The 23,140-nt window shown below is 70.6% G+C and carries 24 protein-coding genes and 1 pseudogene; 18 read left to right on the top strand and 7 right to left on the bottom strand.

The features are described from left to right. Positions 1 to 458: 458 nt before the first annotated feature. Positions 459 to 1,652, top strand: coding sequence for a hypothetical protein (locus OG574_RS15595; protein WP_326773739.1), 1,194 nt, complete (start codon positions 459 to 461; stop codon positions 1,650 to 1,652). 6 nt (positions 1,653 to 1,658) lie between these two features. Here the strand turns inward: OG574_RS15595 and OG574_RS15590 are convergent, their stop codons facing one another. Together OG574_RS15590 and OG574_RS15585 are read right to left on the bottom strand one after the other, a co-directional pair. Further along, positions 1,659 to 3,020 carry a D-arabinono-1,4-lactone oxidase gene (locus tag OG574_RS15590; protein ID WP_326773738.1) on the bottom strand — a complete coding sequence of 454 codons (1,362 nt, stop codon included), beginning with the start codon at positions 3,018 to 3,020 and terminating at the stop codon, positions 1,659 to 1,661. Continuing rightward, on the bottom strand, positions 2,947 to 4,218 hold the full coding sequence (locus OG574_RS15585) for an MFS transporter (RefSeq protein ID WP_326773737.1): 1,272 nt from the start codon (positions 4,216 to 4,218) through the stop codon (positions 2,947 to 2,949). The genes OG574_RS15590 and OG574_RS15585 overlap by 74 nt, the downstream gene beginning before the upstream one ends. A gap of 106 nt (positions 4,219 to 4,324) precedes the next feature. On the opposite strand from OG574_RS15585, the gene OG574_RS15580 reads away from it, so the two are divergent. Together OG574_RS15580 and OG574_RS15575 are read left to right on the top strand one after the other, a co-directional pair. Then, positions 4,325 to 5,461, top strand: a complete 1,137-nt coding sequence (locus OG574_RS15580) for a ferrochelatase (RefSeq protein WP_326773736.1) — start codon at positions 4,325 to 4,327, stop codon at positions 5,459 to 5,461. Between the two features lie 10 nt (positions 5,462 to 5,471). Further along, positions 5,472 to 6,269, top strand: a complete 798-nt coding sequence (locus tag OG574_RS15575; protein WP_326773735.1) for an inositol monophosphatase family protein — start codon at positions 5,472 to 5,474, stop codon at positions 6,267 to 6,269. Positions 6,270 to 6,353: 84 nt separating this feature from the next. On the opposite strand, the gene OG574_RS15570 is transcribed toward OG574_RS15575, so the two are convergent. Beyond that, positions 6,354 to 6,527: a hypothetical protein gene (locus tag OG574_RS15570; RefSeq protein ID WP_199841616.1), complete on the bottom strand. Its 174-nt coding sequence runs from the start codon at positions 6,525 to 6,527 to the stop codon at positions 6,354 to 6,356. Positions 6,528 to 6,849: 322 nt separating this feature from the next. Here OG574_RS15570 and OG574_RS15565 point away from each other — a divergent pair, with 322 nt between their 5' ends. The 4 genes from OG574_RS15565 to OG574_RS15550 all read left to right on the top strand — a co-directional run bounded on the left by OG574_RS15565 (position 6,850) and on the right by OG574_RS15550 (position 10,491). Then, positions 6,850 to 7,503: a response regulator transcription factor gene (locus OG574_RS15565; RefSeq protein ID WP_100591163.1), complete on the top strand. Its 654-nt coding sequence runs from the start codon at positions 6,850 to 6,852 to the stop codon at positions 7,501 to 7,503. Positions 7,504 to 7,509: 6 nt separating this feature from the next. Then, complete coding sequence (locus OG574_RS15560; protein WP_100591164.1) at positions 7,510 to 8,754, top strand: sensor histidine kinase; 1,245 nt, start codon at positions 7,510 to 7,512, stop codon at positions 8,752 to 8,754. 461 nt (positions 8,755 to 9,215) lie between these two features. Continuing rightward, positions 9,216 to 9,512: a DUF4193 domain-containing protein gene (locus OG574_RS15555; RefSeq protein ID WP_030357326.1), complete on the top strand. Its 297-nt coding sequence runs from the start codon at positions 9,216 to 9,218 to the stop codon at positions 9,510 to 9,512. A 13-nt stretch (positions 9,513 to 9,525) separates the two neighbouring features. Continuing rightward, positions 9,526 to 10,491 (top strand): hypothetical protein, encoded by a 966-nt coding sequence (locus OG574_RS15550; protein ID WP_326773734.1) that lies wholly within the window; start codon positions 9,526 to 9,528, stop codon positions 10,489 to 10,491. A 6-nt stretch (positions 10,492 to 10,497) separates the two neighbouring features. Here OG574_RS15550 and OG574_RS15545 read toward each other — a convergent pair whose 3' ends face one another. Beyond that, a complete protein-coding gene (locus tag OG574_RS15545) occupies positions 10,498 to 10,944 on the bottom strand; it encodes a DUF3093 domain-containing protein (RefSeq protein ID WP_326773733.1) in 447 nt (148 codons plus the stop codon). A 58-nt stretch (positions 10,945 to 11,002) separates the two neighbouring features. Between OG574_RS15545 and OG574_RS15540 the strand changes: the two genes are divergently transcribed. The 10 genes from OG574_RS15540 (at position 11,003) to OG574_RS15495 (ending at position 20,284) form a co-directional block, all read left to right on the top strand. Next, a complete protein-coding gene (locus tag OG574_RS15540) occupies positions 11,003 to 11,587 on the top strand; it encodes a PaaI family thioesterase (RefSeq protein ID WP_326773732.1) in 585 nt (194 codons plus the stop codon). Continuing rightward, positions 11,584 to 12,111: a dUTP diphosphatase gene (gene dut, locus OG574_RS15535; protein ID WP_326773731.1), complete on the top strand. Its 528-nt coding sequence runs from the start codon at positions 11,584 to 11,586 to the stop codon at positions 12,109 to 12,111. The genes OG574_RS15540 and dut overlap by 4 nt, the downstream gene beginning before the upstream one ends. A 1-nt stretch (position 12,112) precedes the next feature. Next, entirely contained in the window at positions 12,113 to 12,880 is a 768-nt protein-coding gene (locus OG574_RS15530; protein WP_100591169.1) for a DUF3710 domain-containing protein, read from the top strand. A 281-nt stretch (positions 12,881 to 13,161) separates the two neighbouring features. Further along, entirely contained in the window at positions 13,162 to 13,545 is a 384-nt protein-coding gene (locus OG574_RS15525; RefSeq protein WP_398376214.1) for a hypothetical protein, read from the top strand. A gap of 117 nt (positions 13,546 to 13,662) precedes the next feature. After that, on the top strand, positions 13,663 to 14,889 hold the full coding sequence (locus tag OG574_RS15520) for an alginate lyase family protein (RefSeq protein WP_326773730.1): 1,227 nt from the start codon (positions 13,663 to 13,665) through the stop codon (positions 14,887 to 14,889). A gap of 73 nt (positions 14,890 to 14,962) precedes the next feature. After that, positions 14,963 to 15,706, top strand: coding sequence for an ABC transporter ATP-binding protein (locus tag OG574_RS15515; RefSeq protein WP_326773729.1), 744 nt, complete (start codon positions 14,963 to 14,965; stop codon positions 15,704 to 15,706). Positions 15,707 to 15,849: 143 nt separating this feature from the next. Beyond that, entirely contained in the window at positions 15,850 to 18,405 is a 2,556-nt protein-coding gene (locus tag OG574_RS15510) for a sensor histidine kinase KdpD (RefSeq protein WP_326773728.1), read from the top strand. Continuing rightward, positions 18,402 to 19,085: a response regulator gene (locus OG574_RS15505; RefSeq protein ID WP_100591173.1), complete on the top strand. Its 684-nt coding sequence runs from the start codon at positions 18,402 to 18,404 to the stop codon at positions 19,083 to 19,085. The genes OG574_RS15510 and OG574_RS15505 overlap by 4 nt, the downstream gene beginning before the upstream one ends. A 41-nt stretch (positions 19,086 to 19,126) precedes the next feature. Continuing rightward, on the top strand, positions 19,127 to 19,537 hold the full coding sequence (locus tag OG574_RS15500) for an OB-fold nucleic acid binding domain-containing protein (RefSeq protein WP_100591174.1): 411 nt from the start codon (positions 19,127 to 19,129) through the stop codon (positions 19,535 to 19,537). 3 nt (positions 19,538 to 19,540) lie between these two features. Beyond that, positions 19,541 to 20,284, top strand: a complete 744-nt coding sequence (locus tag OG574_RS15495) for a DUF3159 domain-containing protein (protein ID WP_326773727.1) — start codon at positions 19,541 to 19,543, stop codon at positions 20,282 to 20,284. A 118-nt stretch (positions 20,285 to 20,402) separates the two neighbouring features. Here OG574_RS15495 and OG574_RS15490 read toward each other — a convergent pair whose 3' ends face one another. The 3 genes and pseudogenes from OG574_RS15490 to OG574_RS15480 all read right to left on the bottom strand — a co-directional run. Continuing rightward, the gene (locus OG574_RS15490; protein ID WP_326773726.1) at positions 20,403 to 21,080 is read right to left on the bottom strand and encodes a potassium channel family protein; all 678 of its coding nucleotides are present in this window, start codon (positions 21,078 to 21,080) and stop codon (positions 20,403 to 20,405) included. Further along, positions 21,080 to 21,751 (bottom strand): potassium channel family protein, encoded by a 672-nt coding sequence (locus OG574_RS15485; RefSeq protein ID WP_100591177.1) that lies wholly within the window; start codon positions 21,749 to 21,751, stop codon positions 21,080 to 21,082. Before OG574_RS15485 ends, OG574_RS15490 begins: the two co-directional genes overlap by 1 nt. A gap of 169 nt (positions 21,752 to 21,920) precedes the next feature. Beyond that, positions 21,921 to 22,580, bottom strand: a pseudogene (locus tag OG574_RS15480) (acyltransferase family protein); the annotation flags it as partial. Between the two features lie 183 nt (positions 22,581 to 22,763). Between OG574_RS15480 and OG574_RS15475 the strand changes: the two are divergent. Further along, entirely contained in the window at positions 22,764 to 23,135 is a 372-nt protein-coding gene (locus tag OG574_RS15475; protein ID WP_234374118.1) for an ArsR/SmtB family transcription factor, read from the top strand. Positions 23,136 to 23,140 lie beyond the last annotated feature (5 nt).

Raw genomic sequence — 23,140 nt, 5'->3', positions numbered from 1 at the left:
ACCTCCCGGGTGGTGCCTGCCGACGTCACGTGCGTCGCTGCTTCCGCTAGTCGAGTGTGGCCTGCCCGGGTGCAGCCTGCCACAACCTTGCCGAGTTGCCCGGCGTGTCGGGCATGGGCCCTGCATCGCCGTTATGGCACGGTTACCTGTTCGCAACGCTAAGTGACCGAGCTCGTCACCCTGTGCAACGAACCCCCTCCCGGCGGTCCTGGAAGGCCCCGGGCACCCTGACGGGAGACCGGACCCAGGGCTCGCAACGGTACTCCATTCGGGCCACTCGGGTGGACCGGCACGCCATCGAAGTTCTCATGGGGGACGGGAGTTGAGTACGGGGCGTCCCTCGTTCGGGGTTCATGGACGTGGCGTGCTTCACGAAATCCCCAGAAACGGAACTAATCCCTTCGTCCATCCGTCCCTTTCTCGTGAAGTAAGTCGAGAAAGGCAGGCAAGGGTCGGAGATGGGCGAGAAGCCGGAAACCTCCCAGGATGCACAAGAAAAGCCCAAGGGGAAGCGGCTCGACCTGAGTGTGCCGCAGGTGGCGGGCAGCGCCGTGGCCGCCGTGGTGGCCGCCAAGCTGGCCGCCGGGCTCGGTGTGTACGGGACGATCGTGGGCGCGGGCGTGGTGAGCGCGCTGGCCACTTGCGGTGGCTCCCTCTTCCAGCACTTCTTCCGGCGCACGGGCGAGCAGATACGTGACGTCGCGGGCCAGGCGATACCGAAGGGCCGGCAGACCCCGGTGACGGACGACGGGCGTCCGGTACCGGAGACCTTCCGGTCCGACACGGTCCCCGCCTCCGTGACGCCGCCCGCGGCCACGGCGGCGATGCGGACGGACGTGCTGCCGAGGACCACGTCGTGGGGGATGGGCGGCGCGTCGGCACAGGGCGCCGACGCGACGACTGTCCTCCCGGCGCTGGACGCCGAGCGGACACAGCTCCTCACGGCGGATGCCGGCGATCCGGATCGGACACAGCTTCTGACGGCCGGTGGTGCCGCCGCGGAGAAGACCCAGTTGCTGAGGGTCGGGGCCGGAGCCGGTCCCGGTGTCGTGGACGACGCCACGCGCGTGCTGCGTGCCGCACCGGCGGACGGGGGAGGGGTCGGGGCCGTCAGGCCGGAACTGCCGCCTCCGCCGGGTGACTTGGGCGACGAGTACACCGAAGGGACCACGCATCGCGCGCGTGTGCGGAGCTGGAAGCGGCCCCTCGTCGCCGCTGCCGTGGTCTTCGGAGTGACGATGGCCGGCATCACGACGTACGAACTCGCCTCGGGGCAGAGTTTCAGCGGTGACGGGCAGCGGACCACGCTCCGCGAGGCCTTCACCGGCGGAGGCGGCCACCCGTCCCGCAACGACCACACCCCCGTGCCGAGCACCTCGCAGGAGCCGTCGGACAGCAGCAGCTCCGGGACGCAGAGCGGGACGCCGCAGAACGGGGACGGGAGGCAGACGGGCGACACCGTGCAGCCCACGCCCACGCCCAGCGCGAGCGAGGACTCCCACACCGGTCACGACAACGGCTCGGGCAGCGGTTCGGGGACCGGCGGGGACAAGTCCACGCCGACGCCTGCCCCGACGCCCACTCCGAGCGCCTCGGAGAGCAGCGACGGAGCTGACGTGCCGCAGCAGCAGGACGAGACGCCCGAGGGGTGAGCGCGGTCAGTCGCCGATGACCCGGCGCAGATAGTCGTTGGCGAACAGGCGGTCAGGGTCGAGACGGTCGCGCAGCTCCGTGAACTCGCCGAAGCGCGGATAGACCGTCGAGAAGTAGCCCGCGTCGCGCGTGTGCACCTTGCCCCAGTGCGGCCGGCCCTCGTGCGCGGCGAAGATGCGCTCGGCCGCCGTGAAGTAGGCCTGGTACGGGGTGCCCTTGTACATGTGGACGGCGATGTACGCGCTCTCCCGGCCGGACGCCGTGGAGAGCGTGATGTCGTCCGCGGGGGCCGTGCGGACCTCGACCGGGAAGCTGATGCGCAGGTTCGAGCGCTCGATCATGGTCTTCAGCTCGCGCAGAGTCTCGACGAGGGCCGCCCGCGGAACGGCGTACTCCATCTCCACGAAGCGGACGCGGCGCGGGGACGTGAAGACCTTGTAAGGGATGTCCGTGTAGGTGCGGGCGGAGAGCGCGCGGCTGGAGATCTTGGCGATCGACGGGATCGTCGAGGGGACCGCGCGGCCGAGTGAATTGACCGCCTGGAAGAGGCCGTTCGACAGGAGCTCGTCCTCGAGGAAGCTGCTGAACCTGCTGACAGGGGCTTCCGGGCCGGCGCTGCGGTTGTTGCGCTTGGTGTTGCAGTTGCCCGTGTGCGGGAACCAGTAGAACTCGAAGTGCTCGTTCTCCGCGTACAGCGCGTCGAAGTCGCTCGCGACCCTGTCGAAGGTCATCGGCTCCTCGCGGGCGGTGAGCAGGAAGATCGGCTCCACGGCGAACGTGATCGCCGTGATGATGCCGAGGGCGCCGAGTCCGATCCGTGCGGCCGCGAAGACCGCGCGTTCTTCTGCGGTCCCCTTCTCCGAGCAGGTGAGGACCGTGCCGTCGGCGGTGACCAGTTCGAGGCCCTTGATCTGCGCGGATATGGACGCCGATTCGCGGCCCGTGCCGTGCGTGCCCGTGCTGGTGGCGCCCGAGACGGTCTGCTCCATGATGTCGCCCATGTTCGTGAGCGACAGGCCCTCGCGGGCCAGGGCGAGGTTGAGCCTCTTGAGCGGGGTGCCGGCCTCCACCGTGACGGTGCCGGCGTCGCGGTCAATGTTGCGGATTCCGGTCAACAGTTGAGGGCGTATCAACACACCGTCGGTGGCCGCCGCCGCGGTGAACGAGTGCCCCGTACCGACGGCCTTCACCTTGAGGCCGTCATCGGCCGCCGCGCGGACGGCCGCCGACAGCTCCTCCACCGACGCGGGCGTCACCTCGCGGACCGGCCGCGCGGTGACGTTCCCCGCCCAGTTACGCCACGGTTCGTTCCGTGTCCTGGCCTGCCGGGCGTTCGTCGTGTCGCTGCCCGAGTTCCCCGTGCTCATTGGTTCCTCCCCGCTGCGGCACCGGCTGCTTCAGCCGGCGGTACCCCAGGAACCCGACCGCCACCGCGACGGCGCCGGCCACGGCCGGAACCCCGTACCCGGCCTTCGCACCGGCGGCGTCGATCACCCAGCCGGCCGCGGAGGAGCCGAGCGCGACACCGACCGCCAGTCCGGTGCTCACCCAGGTCATGCCCTCGGTCAGTTTCGCGCGTGGTACGTGCTGCTCGACGAGGGCCATCGTCGTGATCATCGTCGGTGCGATGGACAGGCCCGCGACAAAGAGCGCCACGGCCAGAAACGGAAGGTTCCCGACCAGTAGGAGGGGGATCATACTCACGGCCGTCGTGCAGACACCGACCAGCCACCTGCGCGCGGGCGCCCCCTTGAAGTGCAGCAGCCCGAAGACCGCCCCGGCGGCGCAGGAACCCGCCGCATACACCGCGAGCACGAGACTGGCCGCCGCCTTGTGGCCCTCGTCCTCGGCGAACGCGACGGTCACCACGTCCACCGCACCGAAGATCGTGCCCGTCGCGACGAACGTGGTCACCAGGACCTGAAGACCGCGCGACCTCAGGGCGGACCCCCCGGAGTGCTGTCCGCGCGGATGCGGCACCGGCTCGGTCGCGCGCTGCGCGGTCAGCCAGAAGACGCCGGCAGCGAGGAAGCAGCCCGCGAGCAGGGGCCCCGCCTCCGGGAACCATGCCGTCGACAGACCGATCGAGATGATCGGCCCGAAGATGAAGCACACCTCGTCGATGACGGATTCGAAGGAGTACGCGGTGTGCAGCTGAGGGGTGTCCCTGTAAAGGGCCGCCCAGCGCGCCCGGACCATCGAGCCGACGCTCGGCACACAGCCGATCAGGGCGCTGAAGACGAACAGTGTCCAGTCCGGCGCCTCGAACTTCGCGCACAGCAGCAGACCGGCGACCGCGACCAGCGAGACCAGGGCCGCGGGCCGCAGCACACGGCGTTGTCCGTGCCGGTCGACGAGGCGTGAGATCTGCGGGCCGATGGCCGCCGCCGAGAGTGCCACGGTGGCGGACAGGGCACCCGCGAGCCCGTATCGGCCGGTCAGCTGGGAGACCATCGTGACGATCCCGATGCCCATCATCGACAGGGGCATCCGGCCCAGGAACCCGGCGACCGAGAAGCTCTTGGTGCCGGGCAGGGCGAATATGGCGCGGTAGGGGCTGGGCAAGTCGACTCCGGTAAGGCGCGTAGGTGGCCAAGACAGCTTACGGGCCCCGGGGCTTGCGGGCATGCCCGTTTTCCGCCCGTCAGTGACGGATGGCAGGATCAAAGGCATGTCCGATGCGCTCGATCCCACGCCCTTCGACGGCTACGACGCCCTGCTGCTGCTCTCGTTCGGAGGCCCCGAAGGCCCGGACGACGTGGTCCCGTTCCTGGAGAACGTGACGCGCGGCCGGGGAATCCCCAAGGAGCGGCTCAAAGAGGTGGGGCAGCACTACTTCCTGTTCGGCGGGGTCAGCCCCATCAACGAGCAGAACCGCGCCCTGCTGGACGCGCTCCGCAAGGACTTCGCGGACCACGGCCTCGACCTGCCCGTCCACTGGGGCAACCGGAACTGGGCGCCGTACCTGACGGACACCCTCCGCGAGATGGTCACCGACGGCCACGAGCGCATCCTCGTCCTCGCGACCAGCGCGTACGCGTCGTACTCGGGCTGCCGTCAGTACCGCGAGAACCTCGCGGACTCGCTCGCCGCCCTCGAAGCGGAGGGGCTCGAGGTGCCGCGCGTCGACAAGCTGCGGCACTACTTCAACCACCCCGGCTTCGTGCGCCCCATGATCGACGGTGTCCTGAAGTCGCTCGCCGATCTCCCCGACGACGTACGGGACGGCGCCCACATCGCGTTCACGACGCACTCCATCCCGACCGCGGCAGCCGACGTCTCCGGGCCCGTCGGTGACCACGGCGACGGCGGTGCCTACGTGAAGGAGCACCTGGACGTCGCGCGCGTGATCGCCGACGCGGTCCGCGAGGAGACCGGCATCGACCACCCATGGCAGCTCGTCTACCAGTCGCGTTCCGGCGCACCGCACATCCCGTGGCTGGAGCCCGACATCTGCGACCACATCGAGGAGCGGCACAGCGCCGGTGTGCCGGCCGTCGTGATGGCGCCCATCGGCTTCGTCTCCGACCACATGGAAGTCCTCTACGACCTCGACACCGAGGCCACGGCCAAGGCCGCCGAGCTCGGCCTCCCGGTGCGCCGCTCCGCCACGGTCGGCGCGGACCCCCGCTTCGCCGCCGCCGTCCGCGACCTCGTCCTCGAACGGTCCGCCGCAGAGAGCGGCCGGGCCGTCACGCCCTGCGCCCTGGGCGCGCTCGGCGCGAGCCACAATCTCTGCCCGGTGGGCTGCTGCCCCTCCCGTGCCCCCAAGCCCGCGGCCGCGGGCGCCGACAGCCCGTACGCGTAAGGATCCCGACGTGACAGACCTGAAGGCCGAACTCCTCGAGGTCGCCCTGGAGGCCGCCGCCCGCGCCGGGACCTTCCTACGCGACGGACGCCCCGCCGACCTCGGCGTCGCCGCCACCAAGACCAGCGCCGTGGACGTCGTCACGGAGATGGACATCGCCTCCGAGAAGCTGATCACGGGCTTCCTCGCGGAGCGCCGGCCGGACGACGGCGTCCTGGGCGAGGAGGGCGCGAGCACCGAGGGCAGCAGCGGGATCACCTGGGTGATCGACCCCATCGACGGAACGGTCAACTACCTGTACGGGCGCCCCGAATGGTCGGTCTCCATCGCCGCGCGCCAGGGCGACGAGACCCTCGTCGGGGTCGTCGCCGCGCCCCTGCGCGGAGAGACCTACCGCGCGGTCCTCGGCCAGGGCGCGTACGTGAACGACCGCCCGGCACACGCGCGCGTGGCGCCCCCCTTCGAGCAGGCGCTGGTCGGCACGGGATTCGGCTACCTCGCCGCCCGCCGGGCCCACCAGGCCGACGTCGTACGGGAGTTGGTGCCTCACGTGCGCGACATCCGGCGTGGCGGTTCGGCCGCCATCGACCTCTGCGACGTCGCCGTCGGACGCCTCGACGCGTACTACGAGCGCGGCTTGAACCCCTGGGACCTCGCGGCCGGCGACCTCATCGCGCGGGAGGCGGGCGCGCTCACCGGTGGCCGTCCGGGCGAAGTGCCGTCCGGCGAGCTGACGATCGCGGCGCCGCCCGGACTCTTCGAGCAGCTCCAGAACCGCCTTGAGGAGCTCGGGGCCTGGCACGACTGAAGGGCGTCCCCAGCCTGCTGAGCACAGAGAAGGGCCCCGGCGCCTGCCTGGATCGACCAGGCGCCGGGGCCCTTCCGTGCTGCGTCAGACGCGCGAGACGCCGAGCTCCACGCCGTGTTCGGCGGCGAGCCGGTGCAGGTCGTCCAGCTCGTCCTGCTCGATCTCGACGAGGAATTCGTCGCCCGTCTCGCGAGCCCGGCTCAGATCGGACTCGGTCGCCTTGATGCGCTGCAGAAGTCCTGCGGTGAATGCGTCCATGGTTGCGCCCCCTCGTCCTGGGTCGTGGGTCGGTGGCACGGGGGTGTGCCCTCGGAAGGGGCGATCACGACTCAAACCGCCCTGCGGAAAGCGGGTCGTGGCACGCCACATACAAAGCGTGATCGCGGGTGTAAATCCGTCCTCCCCGCGCTCACTTCCACAGAAACCTCGACCGGCGAGAAAATCCGCATTCCCTGTGCGCCCCACCGCCTTACAGCCGGTTTATGGCCGAAAGGGGCAGGATGGAGGCCACACTCCACGACCCCGACCTGCTCACAGGTGCTCAAAACCTGCCCGCAGGTCACACAGGAAGGACAGCGACGTGCGCGTACTCGTCGTCGAGGACGAGCAGCTGCTCGCCGATGCGGTGGCCACCGGACTGCGCCGGGAGGCCATGGCCGTCGACGTCGTGTACGACGGCGCGGCCGCCCTCGAGCGCATCGGCGTGAACGACTACGACGTGGTCGTCCTCGACCGGGACCTCCCGCTCGTGCACGGCGACGACGTCTGCCGCAAGATCGTCGAACTCGGCATGCCGACCCGCGTCCTGATGCTGACCGCCTCCGGCGACGTCAGCGACCGCGTCGAGGGCCTCGAGATCGGTGCCGACGACTACCTGCCCAAGCCGTTCGCGTTCAGCGAGCTGACGGCCCGAGTGCGGGCGCTCGGACGCCGTACGAGCGTGCCGCTGCCGCCCGTCCTCGAGCGCGCGGGCATCAAGCTCGACCCGAACCGGCGCGAGGTCCTGCGCGACGGCAAGGAGATCCAGCTCGCGCCCAAGGAGTTCGCCGTCCTCGAGGTGCTGCTGCGCAGCGAGGGCGCCGTCGTCTCGGCCGAGCAGCTCCTGGAGAAGGCCTGGGACGAGAACACGGACCCCTTCACGAACGTCGTACGGGTCACCGTCATGACCCTGCGCCGCAAGCTCGGAGAGCCGGCCGTCATCGTGACCGTGCCCGGCTCCGGATACCGGATCTGATCCCCTGTGGCCTCCTCACCCGCGCCACCGGCCGCGCCTCCGAAACCCACGTGGGACCCCAGAAAAGCCGAGCCGCCCTACCCGTGGCTGCGCCCCACCATCCGCATACGCCTCACCCTGCTGTACGGCGGCATGTTCCTGATCGCCGGCATCCTGCTGCTGTCGATCATCTATCTGCTCGCCGCACAGGCCCTGAACGTCGGCAGTGACCTGCCGTTCACGGTCACGGGCGGCACGGTGAGCAGCGGGACCTGCCGCAACTTCACAGGTCTCCCCGACCACCCCACGACCAGCCAGCTCAACTCCGCGCTGAACGAGTGCGTCAACGAGATGCGTCAGCACGCGCTCGACAATCTCCTCAGCCGCTCGCTCCTCGCCCTGCTCGGCCTCGCCGTGATCGCGTTCGCCTTCGGGTACGCGATGGCGGGCCGCGTCCTGTCCCCGCTGGGCCGCATCACGCGCACCGCGCGCCGGGTGGCCGGCACGGACCTGTCGCGGCGCATCGAGCTGGACGGCCCGGACGACGAGCTGAAAGAGCTGTCCGACACCTTCGACGACATGCTCGACCGCCTGGAGAGAGCCTTCACCGCGCAGCAGCGGTTCGTCGGCAACGCGTCGCACGAGCTGCGCACGCCGCTCGCGATCAACCGCACACTGCTCGAGGTCCACCTCTCCGACCCCGGAGCGCCGGTGGAGCTCCAGCAGCTCGGCAAGACGCTCCTGGCGACGAACGAGCGCAGCGAGCAGCTCGTCGAGGGCCTGCTCCTGCTCGCCCGCAGCGACAACCAGATCGTGGAGCGCAAGCCGGTCGACCTCGCCGAGGTCGCCTCGCAGGCCATCGACCAGACCCGCTCGGAGGCCGACGCGAAGGGCGTCGAGATCCGCGGCGAGCGCAAGGAGGCCGTCGTCCAGGGCAATGGCGTGCTCCTGGAGCGCATCGCCCTGAACCTCGTCCAGAACGCCGTCCGGTACAACGTCCCGGAGGGCGGCTGGGTCGAGGTCACCACCGAGGCCCAGCACGGCCAGGCGGTCCTCGTGGTGTCCAACACGGGGCCCGTGGTGCCCGCGTACGAGATCGACAACCTCTTCGAGCCGTTCCGGCGGCTGCGCACCGAGCGCACCGGGAGCGACAAGGGAGTGGGGCTCGGTCTGTCGATCGCCCGCTCGGTGGCGCGCGCTCATGGGGGCCGTATCATCGCGGAGCCGCGTGAAGGGGGTGGGCTCGTCATGCGGGTCACCCTGCCGATCTGAGGCCTCCGAGACGCGTGTCACCCGCCGATTCGAGCCTTCCGAGATGCGGGTCGGCGACCGATCTGAGATGCTTCCGCCGACGTGCCGGGCGAGTTCGCTTTTAGCGGAATTTTCGGGACCTGATCCCGGAGAGGCCGTGTGTGATCGATCACAAGGGCGAATTTCCGGCCATCTACTCTCCGTGATCGTCAAAGCCCCCGGAAAGCCGGGAAAATCCGGGTTTTCAGGGGTCCGGATCACGGGAAGTACACGGGGTGGCGCCCGTGAGGTGCCACCTTCGGACCGTGTACGGTCCCGATCGCCATCCAACCCGATCACTCATGAGGGATCCGGTTGGGTGTCGATTGAGTAACAGACCTTGATGTGAGGCAAAATCTCCGCCTCAGGTCGGGCACAAAGTCCGGCCTCCCGCGCGTTGTGCGCTGGAGACACCGCATACACCCAGAGGGGGAGAGCGACACATGGCAACGGATTACGACACCCCACGCAAGACCGACGATGACGTCAACGAGGACAGCATCGAGGAGCTCAAGGCTCGGCGGAACGACAAGTCGACCTCGTCGGTCGACGTCGACGAGTTCGAGGCCGCCGAAGGCCTGGAGCTCCCCGGCGCCGACCTCTCGAACGAGGAGCTGGCCGTCCGGGTCCTGCCCAAGCAGCAGGACGAGTTCACCTGCATGAGCTGCTTCCTGGTGCACCACAGGAGCCAGCTGGCCAGGGAGAAGAACGGCCAGCCGATCTGCCGCGACTGCGACTGAGGCAGGGTCGGCCGTGACTGGCTCGACCCCGCCCTGGAAGCGCCGCTCCCGGAAGGACCGGGAAGCGGACGGTGGCCCGTCCGACGACGGCGTGCGTGACGACGAGCGAGGCTCTTCCCCCACTGGAGCAGCCTCGCTCGAGGACGCGGACGACCGAGAGGTGACGGGCGACCTCGCGGCGGCGGGATTCAGCGACCTGCCCGCCGTGCCCACCGCGGGTGACCAAGCGTCGATCGGCGACCGTGCACAGGTCGCCAGGCGCCGTGTGGCCGCCGTCAGGGACGGCGTCCGCAAGAGCGGCACCGCCGCCAAAGCAGGACTCGGCTACCTCGCCGACCGGATCATCGAGAACGCGCCGCGTGTACCGGTGCGCGATCTGGCGACCCTGCGCAGACAGTTCCCCGGCCTGAGCGCCGAACAGCTCGCGGACAAACTCGTCGCGGGCGCGGCCAACGCCACCTCCACCGTGGGTGCGGGGATCGGCGCCGCCGCGATGATGCCCGTACCGCCCGCGATGCCCGCGGAGCTTGCGGCCGAGATCACCGGCGTCGCCGCCATCGAGATGAAGCTCGTCGCCGAGCTGCACGAGGTCTACGGCGTGCGCCCGCCCGGCGCCCTCAAGGACCGCAGCGCCGCCTATCTGGCCTCGTGGACCGAGGAACGCGGCATCGAGGTCACGAAGCCCGCGACGATCAACGCGGCGCTCGGCGGCCGGATGAAGCGCGAGCTGCGCCAGCAGATCATGAAGCGCATGGTGCGCAACCTGCCGAACCTGATGCCGTTCATGGTCGGCGCCGCGGTCGGGGCGGTCATGAACCGCCGCGACACCAAGAAGCTCGCGGGGCGGATCCGCAAGGACCTGCGCAAGATCCAGGTCCCCTGGGACGCCCTGCCGGAGCTGCCGCCCCTGGAGCGCCCCAGCGACCCGCACCCGCTGATCCCGGGTGACGCTTCCGAGCCCAAGGAGCTCGGAAGCTGACCGGCGCTACTTGCCGAGCGCCTTGGCCAGCCCCTTCGGGTCCCGCGTCGACAGGTACAGGTACGGGGTCGGGTCCTGCGGGTCGGTGACGTCCACGCGCAGGGCCGTCGGCACATAGCTGCGCAGCAGCATGAAGGCACGCGGGTCGGCCTTGTGCATGCGCCAGGCGCGCGCGCCCTCGGCGTCCAGGATCTCCGCGTCACCCAGCGCCGACAGCGGGATCTTCGCGTCCCCGGCGACCAGCGAGCCCGCCACGACACGGATGCGCACGGAGCCGTACGAACTCGTCACCACCGCCGCCGCGGCCGTCCCGCCGACAAGCCCTCCGAGCAGCGGCAGCGTGCCGAACGGCAGCAGGACCAGGGCGCAGGCGACGCCGAGCAGGAGTGAGACGAGCCACCACGAGCGGGGGGCGGTGAGGCGTTCTTCGAACGGTGCGGTGGAGAGCTCCATGCAGCCAAGCTTGGCACGGTGCGCTTTCTCCCAGGACGCGCGGGTAAGGTCTGCGCCTGTGAGTGGTACTTCTGCAGCTCTGACGCCCCCCGCCGACGCCATAGCGCCCGTGCGGCACCCCGATGCCCCCGCACCCGGCGACCTCCTCGGCGCGCACTACGGACACTGTTTCGGCTGCGGCGACGAACAGCCGCACGGGCTGCACCTGGCGGCGCGCGCGCAGGACGGCGTCCGCGTCACCGCCGAGTTCACGGTGCGCCCCGCCCACCAGGGCGCGCCCGGCCTCGCGCACGGCGGCGTCCTGGCCACCGCCCTCGACGAGACGCTCGGCTCGCTGAACTGGCTGCTGCGTGTCATCGCGGTGACCGGCCGGCTCGAGACGGACTTCGTGCGACCCGTGCCCGTGGACACCGTGCTGTACCTGGACGCCGAGGTCACCGCCGTCGCCGGCCGCAAGATCTACTCGACCGCCACCGGCCGGATCGGCGGCCCCGACGGGCCTGTCGCGGTCCGCGCCGAGGCCCTCTTCATCGAGGTGAAGGTCGACCACTTCATCGACAACGGACGCCCGGAGGAGATCCAGGCGGCCATGAGCGACCCGGACCAGGTCCGGCGTACCCGTGCCTTCGAGGTGAACCCGTGACCCGAGCCCCTCTCGACGTGCTGATCAGGCGCGTCGACCCCGACGTACCGCTGCCGTCGTACGAGCACTCCGGTGACGCGGGCGCGGATCTGCGGACCACCGAGGCGTGCGAGCTCGCGCCGGGCGAGCGGGCCGTACTCCCCACGGGGGTGTCGATCGCGCTGCCCGAGGGGTACGCCGCCTTCGTGCACCCGAGATCCGGCCTCGCCGCTCGCTGCGGTGTCGCCCTGGTGAATGCCCCAGGGACGGTGGATGCCGGGTACCGTGGAGAGATCAAGGTGATCGTGGTGAATCTCGACCCGCGCGACAGCGTGCGGTTCGAGCGCTTCGACCGGATTGCCCAACTGGTCGTCCAGCAGGTCGAGAAGGTGCGCTTCCAGGAGGTGGCGGAGCTTCCCGACTCGGCGCGGGCCGAGGGGGGCTTCGGGTCCACCGGTGGTCATGCCGCCGTGGGGCCGGGCCCGGGTGGGCATCAGGGTGGGAATCGATACGCATCGGTCGTATCCGACCGGGAAGGACAGTGACGTGTTCGGACGTCGCAAGAAGAACGGCGCCGCCGATGACGCGGCGGGCGAGGCCGAGCAGGTCGTCGACGGCGTAGCCGGCGACAGCGACGCGGACGAGGGCGAGCCGCAGCGCGTGCGGCTCGAGCCCGAGCCGCGTCCCGACGGCCCCTGGGACGCCTCCGAGGTCCGTGAGCCCGGCGAGGGCCGCGTGGACCTGGGCGGACTCTTCGTACCCGGAGTCGAGGGCATGGAGCTGCGGGTCGAGGTCGCGGGCGATGCGATCGTCGCGGCCACCGTCGTCCTCCAGGACAGCGCCGTGCAGCTCCAGGGCTTCGCCGCCCCCAAGAAGGAGGGCATCTGGGGCGAGGTCCGTGAGGAGATCGCCTCGGGCATCACTCAGCAGGGTGGCGTGATCGACGAGGTCGAGGGTCCGCTCGGCTGGGAGCTGCGGGCCCAGGTGCCGGTGCAGCTGCCGGACGGCACGGGCGGCTTCCAGGTCGTCCGGTTCATCGGCGTCGACGGTCCCCGCTGGTTCCTGCGCGGAGTGATCTCCGGGCAGGGCGCGGTGCAGCCGCAGGCCGCCGGGCTCCTCGAGCAGATCTTCCGGGACACCGTCGTGGTCCGTGGTGAGGGCCCGATGGCCCCGCGCGACCCGATCGTCCTGAAGCTGCCGGACGACGCGCAGATGGTCGCCGAGGGCGTGCAGCAGGAGCCGCAGGAAGGCTCCCGGTTCGCGGGCGGCATGGGGCAGCTGGCGCGCGGCCCCGAGATCACCGAGGTGCGCTGAGCCGCACCTGTACGGCCATCGATGGGCCGCGCACTCCATGGGAGTGTGCGGCCCATCGGCGTTGCGCGGCTGGGCAGTTGAAGGTTGTCCAGACCATTGCGAGGTCTTCGCGCAACCCCCTGATGTGCCGCGCACACGGGGGGAGACCGGTTCGTGGACGTACGGCGGGTGCCTGCCGTGGCGCGGGGGAGCGGGCACCATCGGCTGGTTCTGTGTGCCGCCGGGCTCACGGCCATGGTGCTCGCTGCCCTCACCGAGAGCAGCAGCGCGTCGCGGTCGCGGTGGCCACGGCGAACGCGCCGCGTGTCCTGCCGGCCGACGAGCCGACCGGAGAGCTCTACACGGCGAGCGGGGAGGACGTGTTCACGGCCCTGCGCCGTGCCGACGAGGAGCTGGGGGCGACCGTTCTCGTCGTCACCCACGACCCGCTCGTGTCCGGCCAGGTGCGCCGCACGGTCCGCATCCGCGACGGCCGCACGTCGACGGAGACGCTGCGCGAACGCGGGGGAGAGGGCGAGGAGTTCACGGTTCTGGACCGGGCGGGCCGGCTCCGGCTGCCGCGCGACTACGTGGAGCGGTACGGGCTCCGCGGTCGGGTTCGGCTCACGGGTGAGGCGGGCCACGTGGGCGTATGGCCGGATCGCGACGACCTGGCCGGCAGCTGAACTGCGGCTCTTTCTTCACCTCTTGACGGAGGGCTGGTACGTACCTAAGGTCTCCGGCCAACACCCGTGTTCATAAAGGTACTTCACGTTCACATAGAAGAACGGATGGCCCCCCACATGCCGAACACACCGGCCCCCGCCCGCCACCGGCGCAGACGACGCACAGCCCTCCTCGCCACCCTCGCGACGACCACCACCGCGCTCGTCGCCACCCTCCTCGCCTGGCCCGGCGCCGACCGCGCCGACGCCGCGCCCGTCACCTTCGCACACCCCGGCGTCACCGTCTCCAAGGGCCAGCTGGACTTCGCCCGCGACAAGGTCAACGCAGGCGCCCAGCCCTGGAAGGGCGCGTACGACCAGATGCTGGCGAGCAAGTACGCCTCCCTCACGCGCACCGCCAAGCCCCGCGCCACCGTCGAGTGCGGCTCGTACTCCAACCCCAACTACGGCTGCACCGACGAGCGCGAGGACGCGATAGCCGCGTACACCGACGCGCTGGCCTGGTACATCACGCGCGACGACCGCTACGCGAAGAAGGCCATCGAGCTGATGGACGCCTGGTCGGCCACCATCAAGGAGCACACCAACAGCAACGCGCCCCTCCAGACCGGCTGGGCCGGCTCCTCCTGGCCCAAGGCCGCCGAGATCATCAAGTACACGTACACCGGCGGCTGGGCGAACGAGGGCCGTTTCAGGACGATGCTGCGCGACGTCTACCTCCCCAAGGTGATCAACGGCTCGAACTCCAACGGCAACTGGGAGCTGTCGATGATGGAGGCTGCCGTCGGCATCTCCGTCTTCCTGGAGGACAAGACGTCGTACGACAAGGCCATGGCCAAGTTCCGAACGCGCACGGCCGCCTACGTCTACCTCGCCTCCGACGGCGACCTGCCGAAGACCGTGCCGAGCCAGAACCTCGACACCAAGGCCAAGATCGTCAGCTACTGGCAGGGGCAGTCCACCTTCGTCACCGGCCTCACTCAGGAGACCTGCCGCGACTTCGTGCACACCGGATACGGCATCTCGGCCATCTCCCACATCGCCGAGACCAGCCGCATCCAGGGCCAGGACCTGTACGGCACCGACGTCGGGCAGCGCCTGCAGCAGGCCCTCGGCTTCCAGGCCAAGTACGAGCTGGGTGAGGCGCCGCCGAGCTGGCTGTGCGGCGGGTCCGTCACGCGCGGGCTCGGACCGGTCACCGAGGTCGGCTACAACGCGATGCACACCCGCCTCGGCAACGCCATGACGAACACCCAGAAGCTCACCGAGCAGAACCGCCCGGCGGGCTCCAACAACCTGTTCGTCGCCTGGGAGACCCTGACCCACGCCGAGAACCCCAACTGATCCCGGCCATTGCCCGGCCGGGCGCCGCGTGACCATACTGGCGCCCGGCCGGGGAACGCACGGGGGAGCGCACATGAGCGAGAGCACGGAAGCGGGGACCGCCGTCCTCGACCAGGACGGCGCCGTCCCCATGGTCGTCGTCGAGGACCTGCACCGCTCCTACGGCACCGGGGCCGCGGCCGTGCACGCCCTGCGCGGCGTGTCCTTCGAGGTGCCGCGCGGTGAACTCGTCGCCCTCAAGGGCCGCTCGGGATCCGGCAAGACGACCCTCCTCAACCTTGTCGGAGGGCTCGACGAACCCGACGGCGGCCGTATCACCGTCGACGGCCAGGACCTCTCCGGGCTCGGCGAGAACGGGCTCCTGGAACTGCGCAGGGACCGCATCGGCTTCATCTTCCAGTCCTTCGGCCTGATCCCGATCCTGTCCGCCGCCGAGAACGTCGGGGTGCCGATGCGGCTGCGCAAGGCCGACCCCCGCGAACGCGAGGAGCGCGTCGAGCTGCTCCTCGCCCTCGTCGGCCTCGCCGACCACGCCAGGCAGCGCCCCGGCGAACTCTCCGGCGGCCAGCAGCAGCGCGTCGCCATCGCCCGCGCGCTGGCCAACCGGCCCGCCCTCCTCATCGCCGACGAACCCACGGGCCAGCTCGACGCCGAGACCGGGCTCGCCGTCATGGAGCTGCTGCGCGCCGTCGTCCGCAGCGAACACGTCACCGCGCTCGTCGCCACCCACGACGCGACGCTGCTCGACCTCGCCGACCGGGTGCTCGAACTGCGCGACGGCGAGATCACGGAGATCACCGCAGCGGAGGGGCGCTGACCGAAACGCCGCCGGTGCGGTGCGGCCCGCATCAGAGTTGCGTCAAAGACGCACGTCCGCGGCTCCCTCGCCCCATTTGCCGCAATTGGTGGCCGTAGGGTCGACGCTGCGTACAACACGTGCAGCGGGAAGACAATGGGGCCATGGGACGCGGCAAGCTTCGGATCTACCTCGGTGCGGCACCGGGCGTCGGCAAGACCTACGCGATGCTCTCCGAGGGCCACCGACGTATCGAGCGGGGCACGGACTGCGCCGTGGGCTTCGTCGAGCACCACGGCAGGCCCCGTACGGAGGTGATGCTCCACGGCCTCGAACAGATCTCCCGCAAGGAGCTCACCTACCGCGGCGCCGTCTTCACCGAGATGGACGTCGACGCCGTACTGGCCCGGCACCCCGACGTCGCCCTGGTGGACGAACTCGCCCACACGAACGTGCCCGGTTCGCGCAACGGCAAGCGCTGGCAGGACGTCGAGGAACTCCTCGCGGCCGGCATCGATGTCGTGTCCACCGTCAACATCCAGCACCTGGAGTCACTCGGCGACGTCGTCGAGTCGATCACCGGCGTGCGCCAGCGCGAGACCGTCCCCGACGAGGTCGTGCGCCGCGCCGACCAGATCGAACTGGTCGACATGTCGCCGCAGGCGCTGCGGCGCCGCATGGCGCACGGCAACATCTACAAGCCCGACCGGATCGACGCCTCCCTCTCCAACTACTTCCGCCCCGGCAACCTCACCGCCCTGCGCGAACTGGCCCTCCTGTGGGTGGCCGACCGCGTCGACGAATACCTCCAGCAGTACCGCGGCGAACACAACATCCGCTCCACCTGGCAGGCCCGCGAGCGCATCGTCGTCGGCCTGACCGGCGGACCCGAGGGCCGCACGCTGGTCAGGCGCGCGGCGCGGATGGCCGCCAAGGGCTCGGGCAGCGAGATCCTCGCCGTCTACATCGCCCGCAGCGACGGCCTCACCGCCGCCTCCCCCAAGGAACTCACGCTCCAGCGCACCCTCGTCGAGGACCTGGGCGGCACCTTCCACCACGTCATAGGGGACGACATACCGGCCGCGCTCCTCGAGTTCGCGCGCGGTGTCAACGCGACCCAGATCGTCCTCGGCTCCTCGCGCCGCAAGACATGGCAGTACATCTTCGGACCCGGCGTCGGCATGACCGTCGCCCGCGAGTCGGGCCCCGACCTCGACGTGCACATCGTCACGCACGAGGAAGTGGCCAAGGGCCGAGGCCTGCCCGTCGCACGCGGCGCCCGGCTCGGCCGGTCCCGGATCATCTGGGGCTGGCTCGTCGGCGTCGGCGGGCCCGCCCTGCTGGCCCTCGCGCTCACCCATGTCGCCACCGATCTCGGCCTCGCCAACGACATGCTCCTGTTCCTGTCCGTGACAGTGGCCGCCGCGCTCGTCGGCGGTCTCCTGCCGGCCCTGGCCTCGGCCGCCGTCGGCTCGCTCCTCCTGAACTACTACTTCACGCCGCCCCTGCACCTGTTCACCGTCGCCGACCCCAAGAACATCGTCGCCATCGTGATCTTCGTAGGCGTCGCGGTGTCGGTCGCCTCCGTCGTCGACCTGGCGGCACGGCGCACCCACCAGGCCGCCAGGCTGCGGGCCGAGTCCGAGATCCTCTCCTTCCTCGCCGGCAGTGTCCTGCGGGGCGAGGACAGCCTCGACGCACTGCTCGACCGGGTCCGCGAGACCTTCGCCATGGACTCCGTGGCCCTCCTCGAACGCGCCGGCGACGTGGAGCCGTGGACCTGCGCCGCCAGCGTCGGCCCGCACCCTCAGGAACGGCCCGAGGACGCGGACGTCGACATGCCGGTCGGCGACCACATGGCGCTCGCCCTGTCCGGCCGCGTGCTGCCCGCCGAGGACCGCCGCGTCCTCGCGGCCTTCGCGGCCCAGGCCGCCGTCGTCCTCGACCGCCAGCGCCTCCAGTCCGAGGCGGACCAGGCCCGCACCCTCGCCGAGGGCAACCGCATCCGCACCGCCCTGCTCGCCGCCGTCAGCCACGACCTGCGGACCCCGCTCGCCGGCATCAAGGCCTCCGTCTCCTCACTGCGCTCCGACGACGTCGCCTGGTCCGAGGAGGACCAGGCGGAACTCCTCGCCGGCATCGAGGAGGGCGCCGACCGCCTCGACCACCTCGTCGGCAACCTCCTCGACATGTCCCGCCTCCAGACCGGCACCGTCACACCGCTGATGCGCGAGATCGATCTCGATGAGGTGGTTCCGATGGCGCTGGTGGGCGTCCCCGACGGCAGCGTCGACCTCGACATTCCGGAGAGCCTGCCCATGGTCACCGTGGACAAGGGACTCCTGGAGCGCGCCGTCGCCAATATCGTCGAGAACGCCGTCAAGTACAGCCCCGAGGACGAGACGGTCCTCGTCGCCGCCAGCACGCTCGGCGACCGCGTGGAGGTCCGCGTCGTGGACCGCGGGCCGGGCGTCCCCGACACCGCGAAGGACCGCATCTTCGCCCCGTTCCAGCGCTACGGTGACGCACCGCGCGGCGCCGGAGTGGGCCTCGGCCTCGCCGTCGCGCGCGGCTTCGTCGAGGCGATGAACGGCACGCTCACGGCGGAGGACACCCCCGGCGGGGGCCTGACCATGGTCCTCACGCTCACCGCCGCGGCCGGCCACCCGCCGGCCGGCCCCACCAGCTCAGCCATTGCTCAGAGAGGCAGGTACGCATGACCCGGGTGCTCGTGGTCGACGACGAGCCGCAGATCGTGCGCGCCCTCGTCATCAACCTGAAGGCGCGCAAGTACGAGGTGGAGGCCGCGGCCGACGGCGCGGGCGCGCTCCAGCTCGCCGCCGCGTTCCACCCCGACGTGGTCGTGCTCGACCTGGGCCTGCCCGACATGGACGGCGTCGAGGTGATCAGGGGCCTGCGCGGCTGGACCCGCGTACCGATCCTGGTGCTGTCCGCGCGGCACTCCTCCGACGAGAAGGTCGAGGCGCTCGACGCGGGCGCCGACGACTACGTCACCAAGCCGTTCGGCATGGACGAGCTCCTGGCCCGGCTGCGCGCCGCGGTCCGCCGGGCCGAGCCCACCGGCGGCGGCGAGGACGAGGGCATCGTCGAGACCGACGACTTCACCGTCGACCTGGCCGCGAAGAAGGTCAACCGCGACGGCCGCGACGTGCGCCTGACCCCCACCGAGTGGCACCTCCTGGAGGTCCTGGTCCGCAACACGGGCCGCCTCGTCAGCCAGAAGCAGCTCCTCCAGGAGGTCTGGGGCCCCTCCTACGGCACCGAGACGAACTATCTGCGCGTCTACATGGCCCAGCTCCGCCGCAAACTGGAGTCGGACCCCTCCCACCCGCGGCACTTCATCACCGAGCCCGGCATGGGGTATCGCTTCGAGCGCTGACCCGCTCATCCGTTGTCCCCGGCCCCCGGTACGCTTGATTTATGAGTGCTGTCCCTCGTTCCGATACGCCGTCCGAGAAGCCGGCAGGCCGCTTCCGGCGCATGCTCGACCGGCTGTCCTCCTCCCAGGAGGACCTGGAGTCGGAGGAGCTGCGCGAGGACTCGCAGACCACGGGCTGTACCCGCATCGGGGACTGCCAGGACCGGCAGATAGTCACCGTTACTGGTACCTTGCGCACGGTCACCCTCCGACCACGCGCCGGAGTCCCGGCTCTGGAGGCGGAGCTGTTCGACGGCTCCGCGGCTCTGGACGTCGTATGGCTCGGCCGCCGGTCCATCGTCGGCATCGAACCGGGCCGCAAGCTGATCGCTTCCGGACGGGTCTCGATGAGCCGGGGCCGTAGGGTGCTCTTCAACCCGAAGTACGAACTCAGACCGCTCGGACGGGAGTAGCCGGTGACGTCCCTCGACAAGCCGACCGCGGATCAGGACGCCGACTCGAAGGCGGTGACCGAGGCCGCCCTCTTCGAGGCCTTCGGCGGCGTGCGGGGCATGGTGGAGACGGTCGTTCCCGGCCTCCTCTTCGTGACCATCTTCACGATCAACAAGGACCTGCACATGTCGGCCATCGCGGCCCTCGCGGTGTCCCTGGTCCTGGTCGTGGTCCGCCTGGTCATGAAGGGCACCGTCAAGCACGCCTTCAGCGGCGTCTTCGGCGTGGCCTTCGGCGTCGTCTTCGCGATGATGACGGGCAACGCCAAGGACTTCTACCTGCCCGGCATGCTCTACACGCTGGGCCTGGCCGTCGCCTACATCGTGACCACGCTGTGCGGGGTGCCGCTGATCGGCCTGATCCTCGGGCCGGTCTTCAAGGAGAACCTCTCCTGGCGCACGCGCAACCCCGGCCGCAAGAAGGCCTACGCGAAGGCCAGTTGGGCCTGGGGCCTGATCCTGCTCGCCAAGTGCGCGATCCTCTTTCCGATGTACTGGTGGGCCGACACCACGAAGTTCGGCTGGGTCCTGATCGCCCTGAAGATCCCCCCGTTCCTGCTCGCCGTCTGGCTGACCTGGGTTTTCCTGGCGAAGGCGCCCGCGCCCATCGACGTGTTCGCGGAGATGGAGGCGCAGGAGAAGGCCGAGAAGGAAGCGGAGGCTGCCCGCAAGGAGGCGGGGGCTGCGCGGCATCGCCGGGAGGCTTGAGGTTCGTTGGCGTCTGCGGGCCGGTGGGGGCTGGTCGCGCAGTTCCCCGCGCCCCTAAAGCAAGAGGGGCCCCGGAGTTTCGACTCCGGGGCCCCTCTTCGTACCTACGGAAGAACCCTCAGCCCGCGACGTCCTCGCGGCGGACCGACAGCAGGTCCTCGAGCTGTTCCTCGCGGGCCTGGGCCGCCACGAACAGCAGCTCGTCGCCCGCCTCCAGGGAGTCGTCCGGGGACGGGGCCAGGACGCGGGTGCCGCGGATGATCGTCACCAGGGACGTGTCCTCGGGCCACTGGACGTCGCCCACGCGCGTGCCGGCGAGGGCCGACTCGGGCGGCAGCGTCAGCTCCACCAGGTTCGCGTCGCCGTGGCTGAAGCGCAGCAGGCGGACCAGATCGCCCACGCTCACCGCCTCCTCGACGAGCGCGGACATCAGGCGCGGCGTGGAGACCGCGACATCGACGCCCCACGACTCGTTGAAGAGCCACTCGTTCTTCGGGTTGTTCACACGGGCGACGACCCGCGGGACCCCGTACTCGGTCTTCGCGAGCAGCGAGACGACGAGGTTGACCTTGTCGTCGCCGGTGGCCGCGATGACCACGTTGCAGCGCTGGAGCGCCGCCTCGTCCAGGGACGTGATCTCGCAGGCGTCGGCGAGCAGCCACTCCGCCTGCGGGACGCGCTCGACCGAGATGGCCGTCGGCGCCTTGTCGATGAGAAGGACCTCGTGCCCGTTCTCCAGGAGCTCACCGGCGATGGAACGGCCCACCGCGCCCGCTCCGGCAATGGCGACCCTCATCAGTGACCGCCCTCCTCTTCAGGACCCTCGGCGAACGCCGCTTCGACCTTCTCGACGTCGTCGGTGCGCATCATCACGTGCACCAGGTCGCCCTCCTGCAGCACCGTCTGCGACGTGGGCAGGATCGCCTCGCCGAGCCGGGTGACGAACGCGACCCGGACGCCGGTCTCCTCCTGGAGCCGGCTGATCTTGTGTCCCACCCATGCCACCGAGGCGTGCACCTCGGCGAGCTGGACGCCCCCGGTGGGGTCGCGCCACAGCGGCTCGGCGCCCGACGGCAGGAGCCTGCGCAGCATCTGGTCCGCGGTCCACCGCACGGTCGCGACGGTCGGGATGCCCAGGCGCTGGTAGACCTCGGCGCGACGCGGGTCGTAGATACGGGCCGCGACGTTCTCGATGCCGAACATCTCGCGGGCCACGCGGGCGGCGATGATGTTCGAGTTGTCACCGCTGGAGACCGCGGCGAACGCGCCGGCCTCCTCGATCCCCGCCTCGCGCAGGGTGTCCTGGTCGAAGCCGACCCCGGTGACGCGGCGGCCGCCGAAGCCGGAACCCAGGCGGCGGAAGGCCGTGGGGTCCTGGTCGATGACCGCGACCGTGTGCCCCTGTTGCTCAAGGGTCTGGGCCAGGGCGGAACCCACCCGGCCGCACCCCATGATGACGATGTGCACCGGCCGCTACCCCGCACTCCTGGTCGCCCCGATGACCTGCGAAAACATCTCGCTCACTCTTCTCTCTCAGTCTGCCGGGCAACTAGAGGCAATCGCGTGCCGCGTTGCCAGGAGACGAGCTTAAGCCGCATGGCCCCCGTTGCCAGCATCCGCGTAGGCGGAAGCTTGATCAGCTTCGCCGCGCGCTGCCCCTGCCCGCAATCCGGGCCGCGTCCCGCCTGAACGCCCACTTCATCTCCGGCTCCATGGCGAAGCGAAACAGACGCTGCACGGGCGGGGTGCACAGGCTGGTGATGAGGCCGGCTGCTGCCGGCGTGACGGTGATCTCGCCGAGCGGGGTGTGCAGCCACTGAAGGTCGTACCTGTCCCCGAAGCGGGAGCCCTTGGCGACGAAGCCGTGCAGCAGGTAGCCGTACAGGGCGCCTGCGCCGAGGGCGGTGAACCACATCCTGCGGCGCGGGACCCAGGCGAAGAAGCACGCGAGGAGCACGACGGAGCAGCCGAACATCGCGAGCGTCATGACGGCGCCCGACCGGGCGGGGGCGCCGAGTTCCTGCGCGCTGTCGCGCCGGTAGAACCAGGCGGCGTTCATGCGCGGGGCCGCCCAGTACGCGAACAGCAGCGCGGCCGCGAAGACGGGGACGGCAAGGATCCGCGCCTCGCGACGCCGTACGAGCTGGAAGTGCTCCGGCTTGAGGACGAGGCCGAGCACGAAGAAGGGGAGGAACTGCAGGACGCGCTGGAGGTCGAGGTCGTCGCCGATGTCGGGGGAGACGGAGGCGAGTACGGCGATGGCCGGCGCGAGCGGCACCGGCCGGCGGACGATCTCCGAGGTGTGACCGGCCGTTGCGCGGGGAGGCGGCTGCGGGACATCGCCCGCACCGGAACCACCCCTCCTCTTCCGCGTAAACCGGGGCCACAGCGGCGTTACGGGCGTCACAGTGCCCACCTAGACTGGGGTCCTCCTTGGCCCGGTGAGCCGAAGCGGATGTGGAAGAGGACGACGACGGTGGTGACGCGCGTACGCGACTTCGGTGACCGGCCCGCCTTCGACGACCCGCCCGCCGAGGTCATCGCGGAGGCGGCCGGCGCTTTCGGCCTGCTCGCGTCCTCGGCCCGGCTGCACATCGTGTGGGCCCTCGCGCAGGGTGAGAGTGATGTCACAGGCCTCGCCGAACGCGTCGGCGGAGCGCTGCCGGCAGTGAGCCAGCACCTCACCAAACTGAAGCTCGCCGGGCTCGTCCGGTCCCGGCGCGAGGGGCGCCGCCAGGTCTACTTCGTGGACGACCCGGACATCGTCGCCGTGGTGCGGCTGCTGATCGGCCGCCTCGCCGAACGGGCCGACCGGACTCCGGCCCGCCGGCTCCGCGGGGCCGGGGCCTAGGCCGT

The organism is Streptomyces sp. NBC_01445 (assembly GCF_035918235.1).
Taxonomy (GTDB): Bacteria; Actinomycetota; Actinomycetes; order Streptomycetales; family Streptomycetaceae; genus Streptomyces.
Note: the sequence above shows the minus strand (reverse complement) of the source record. Positions and strands in the feature narration are given on the sequence as shown.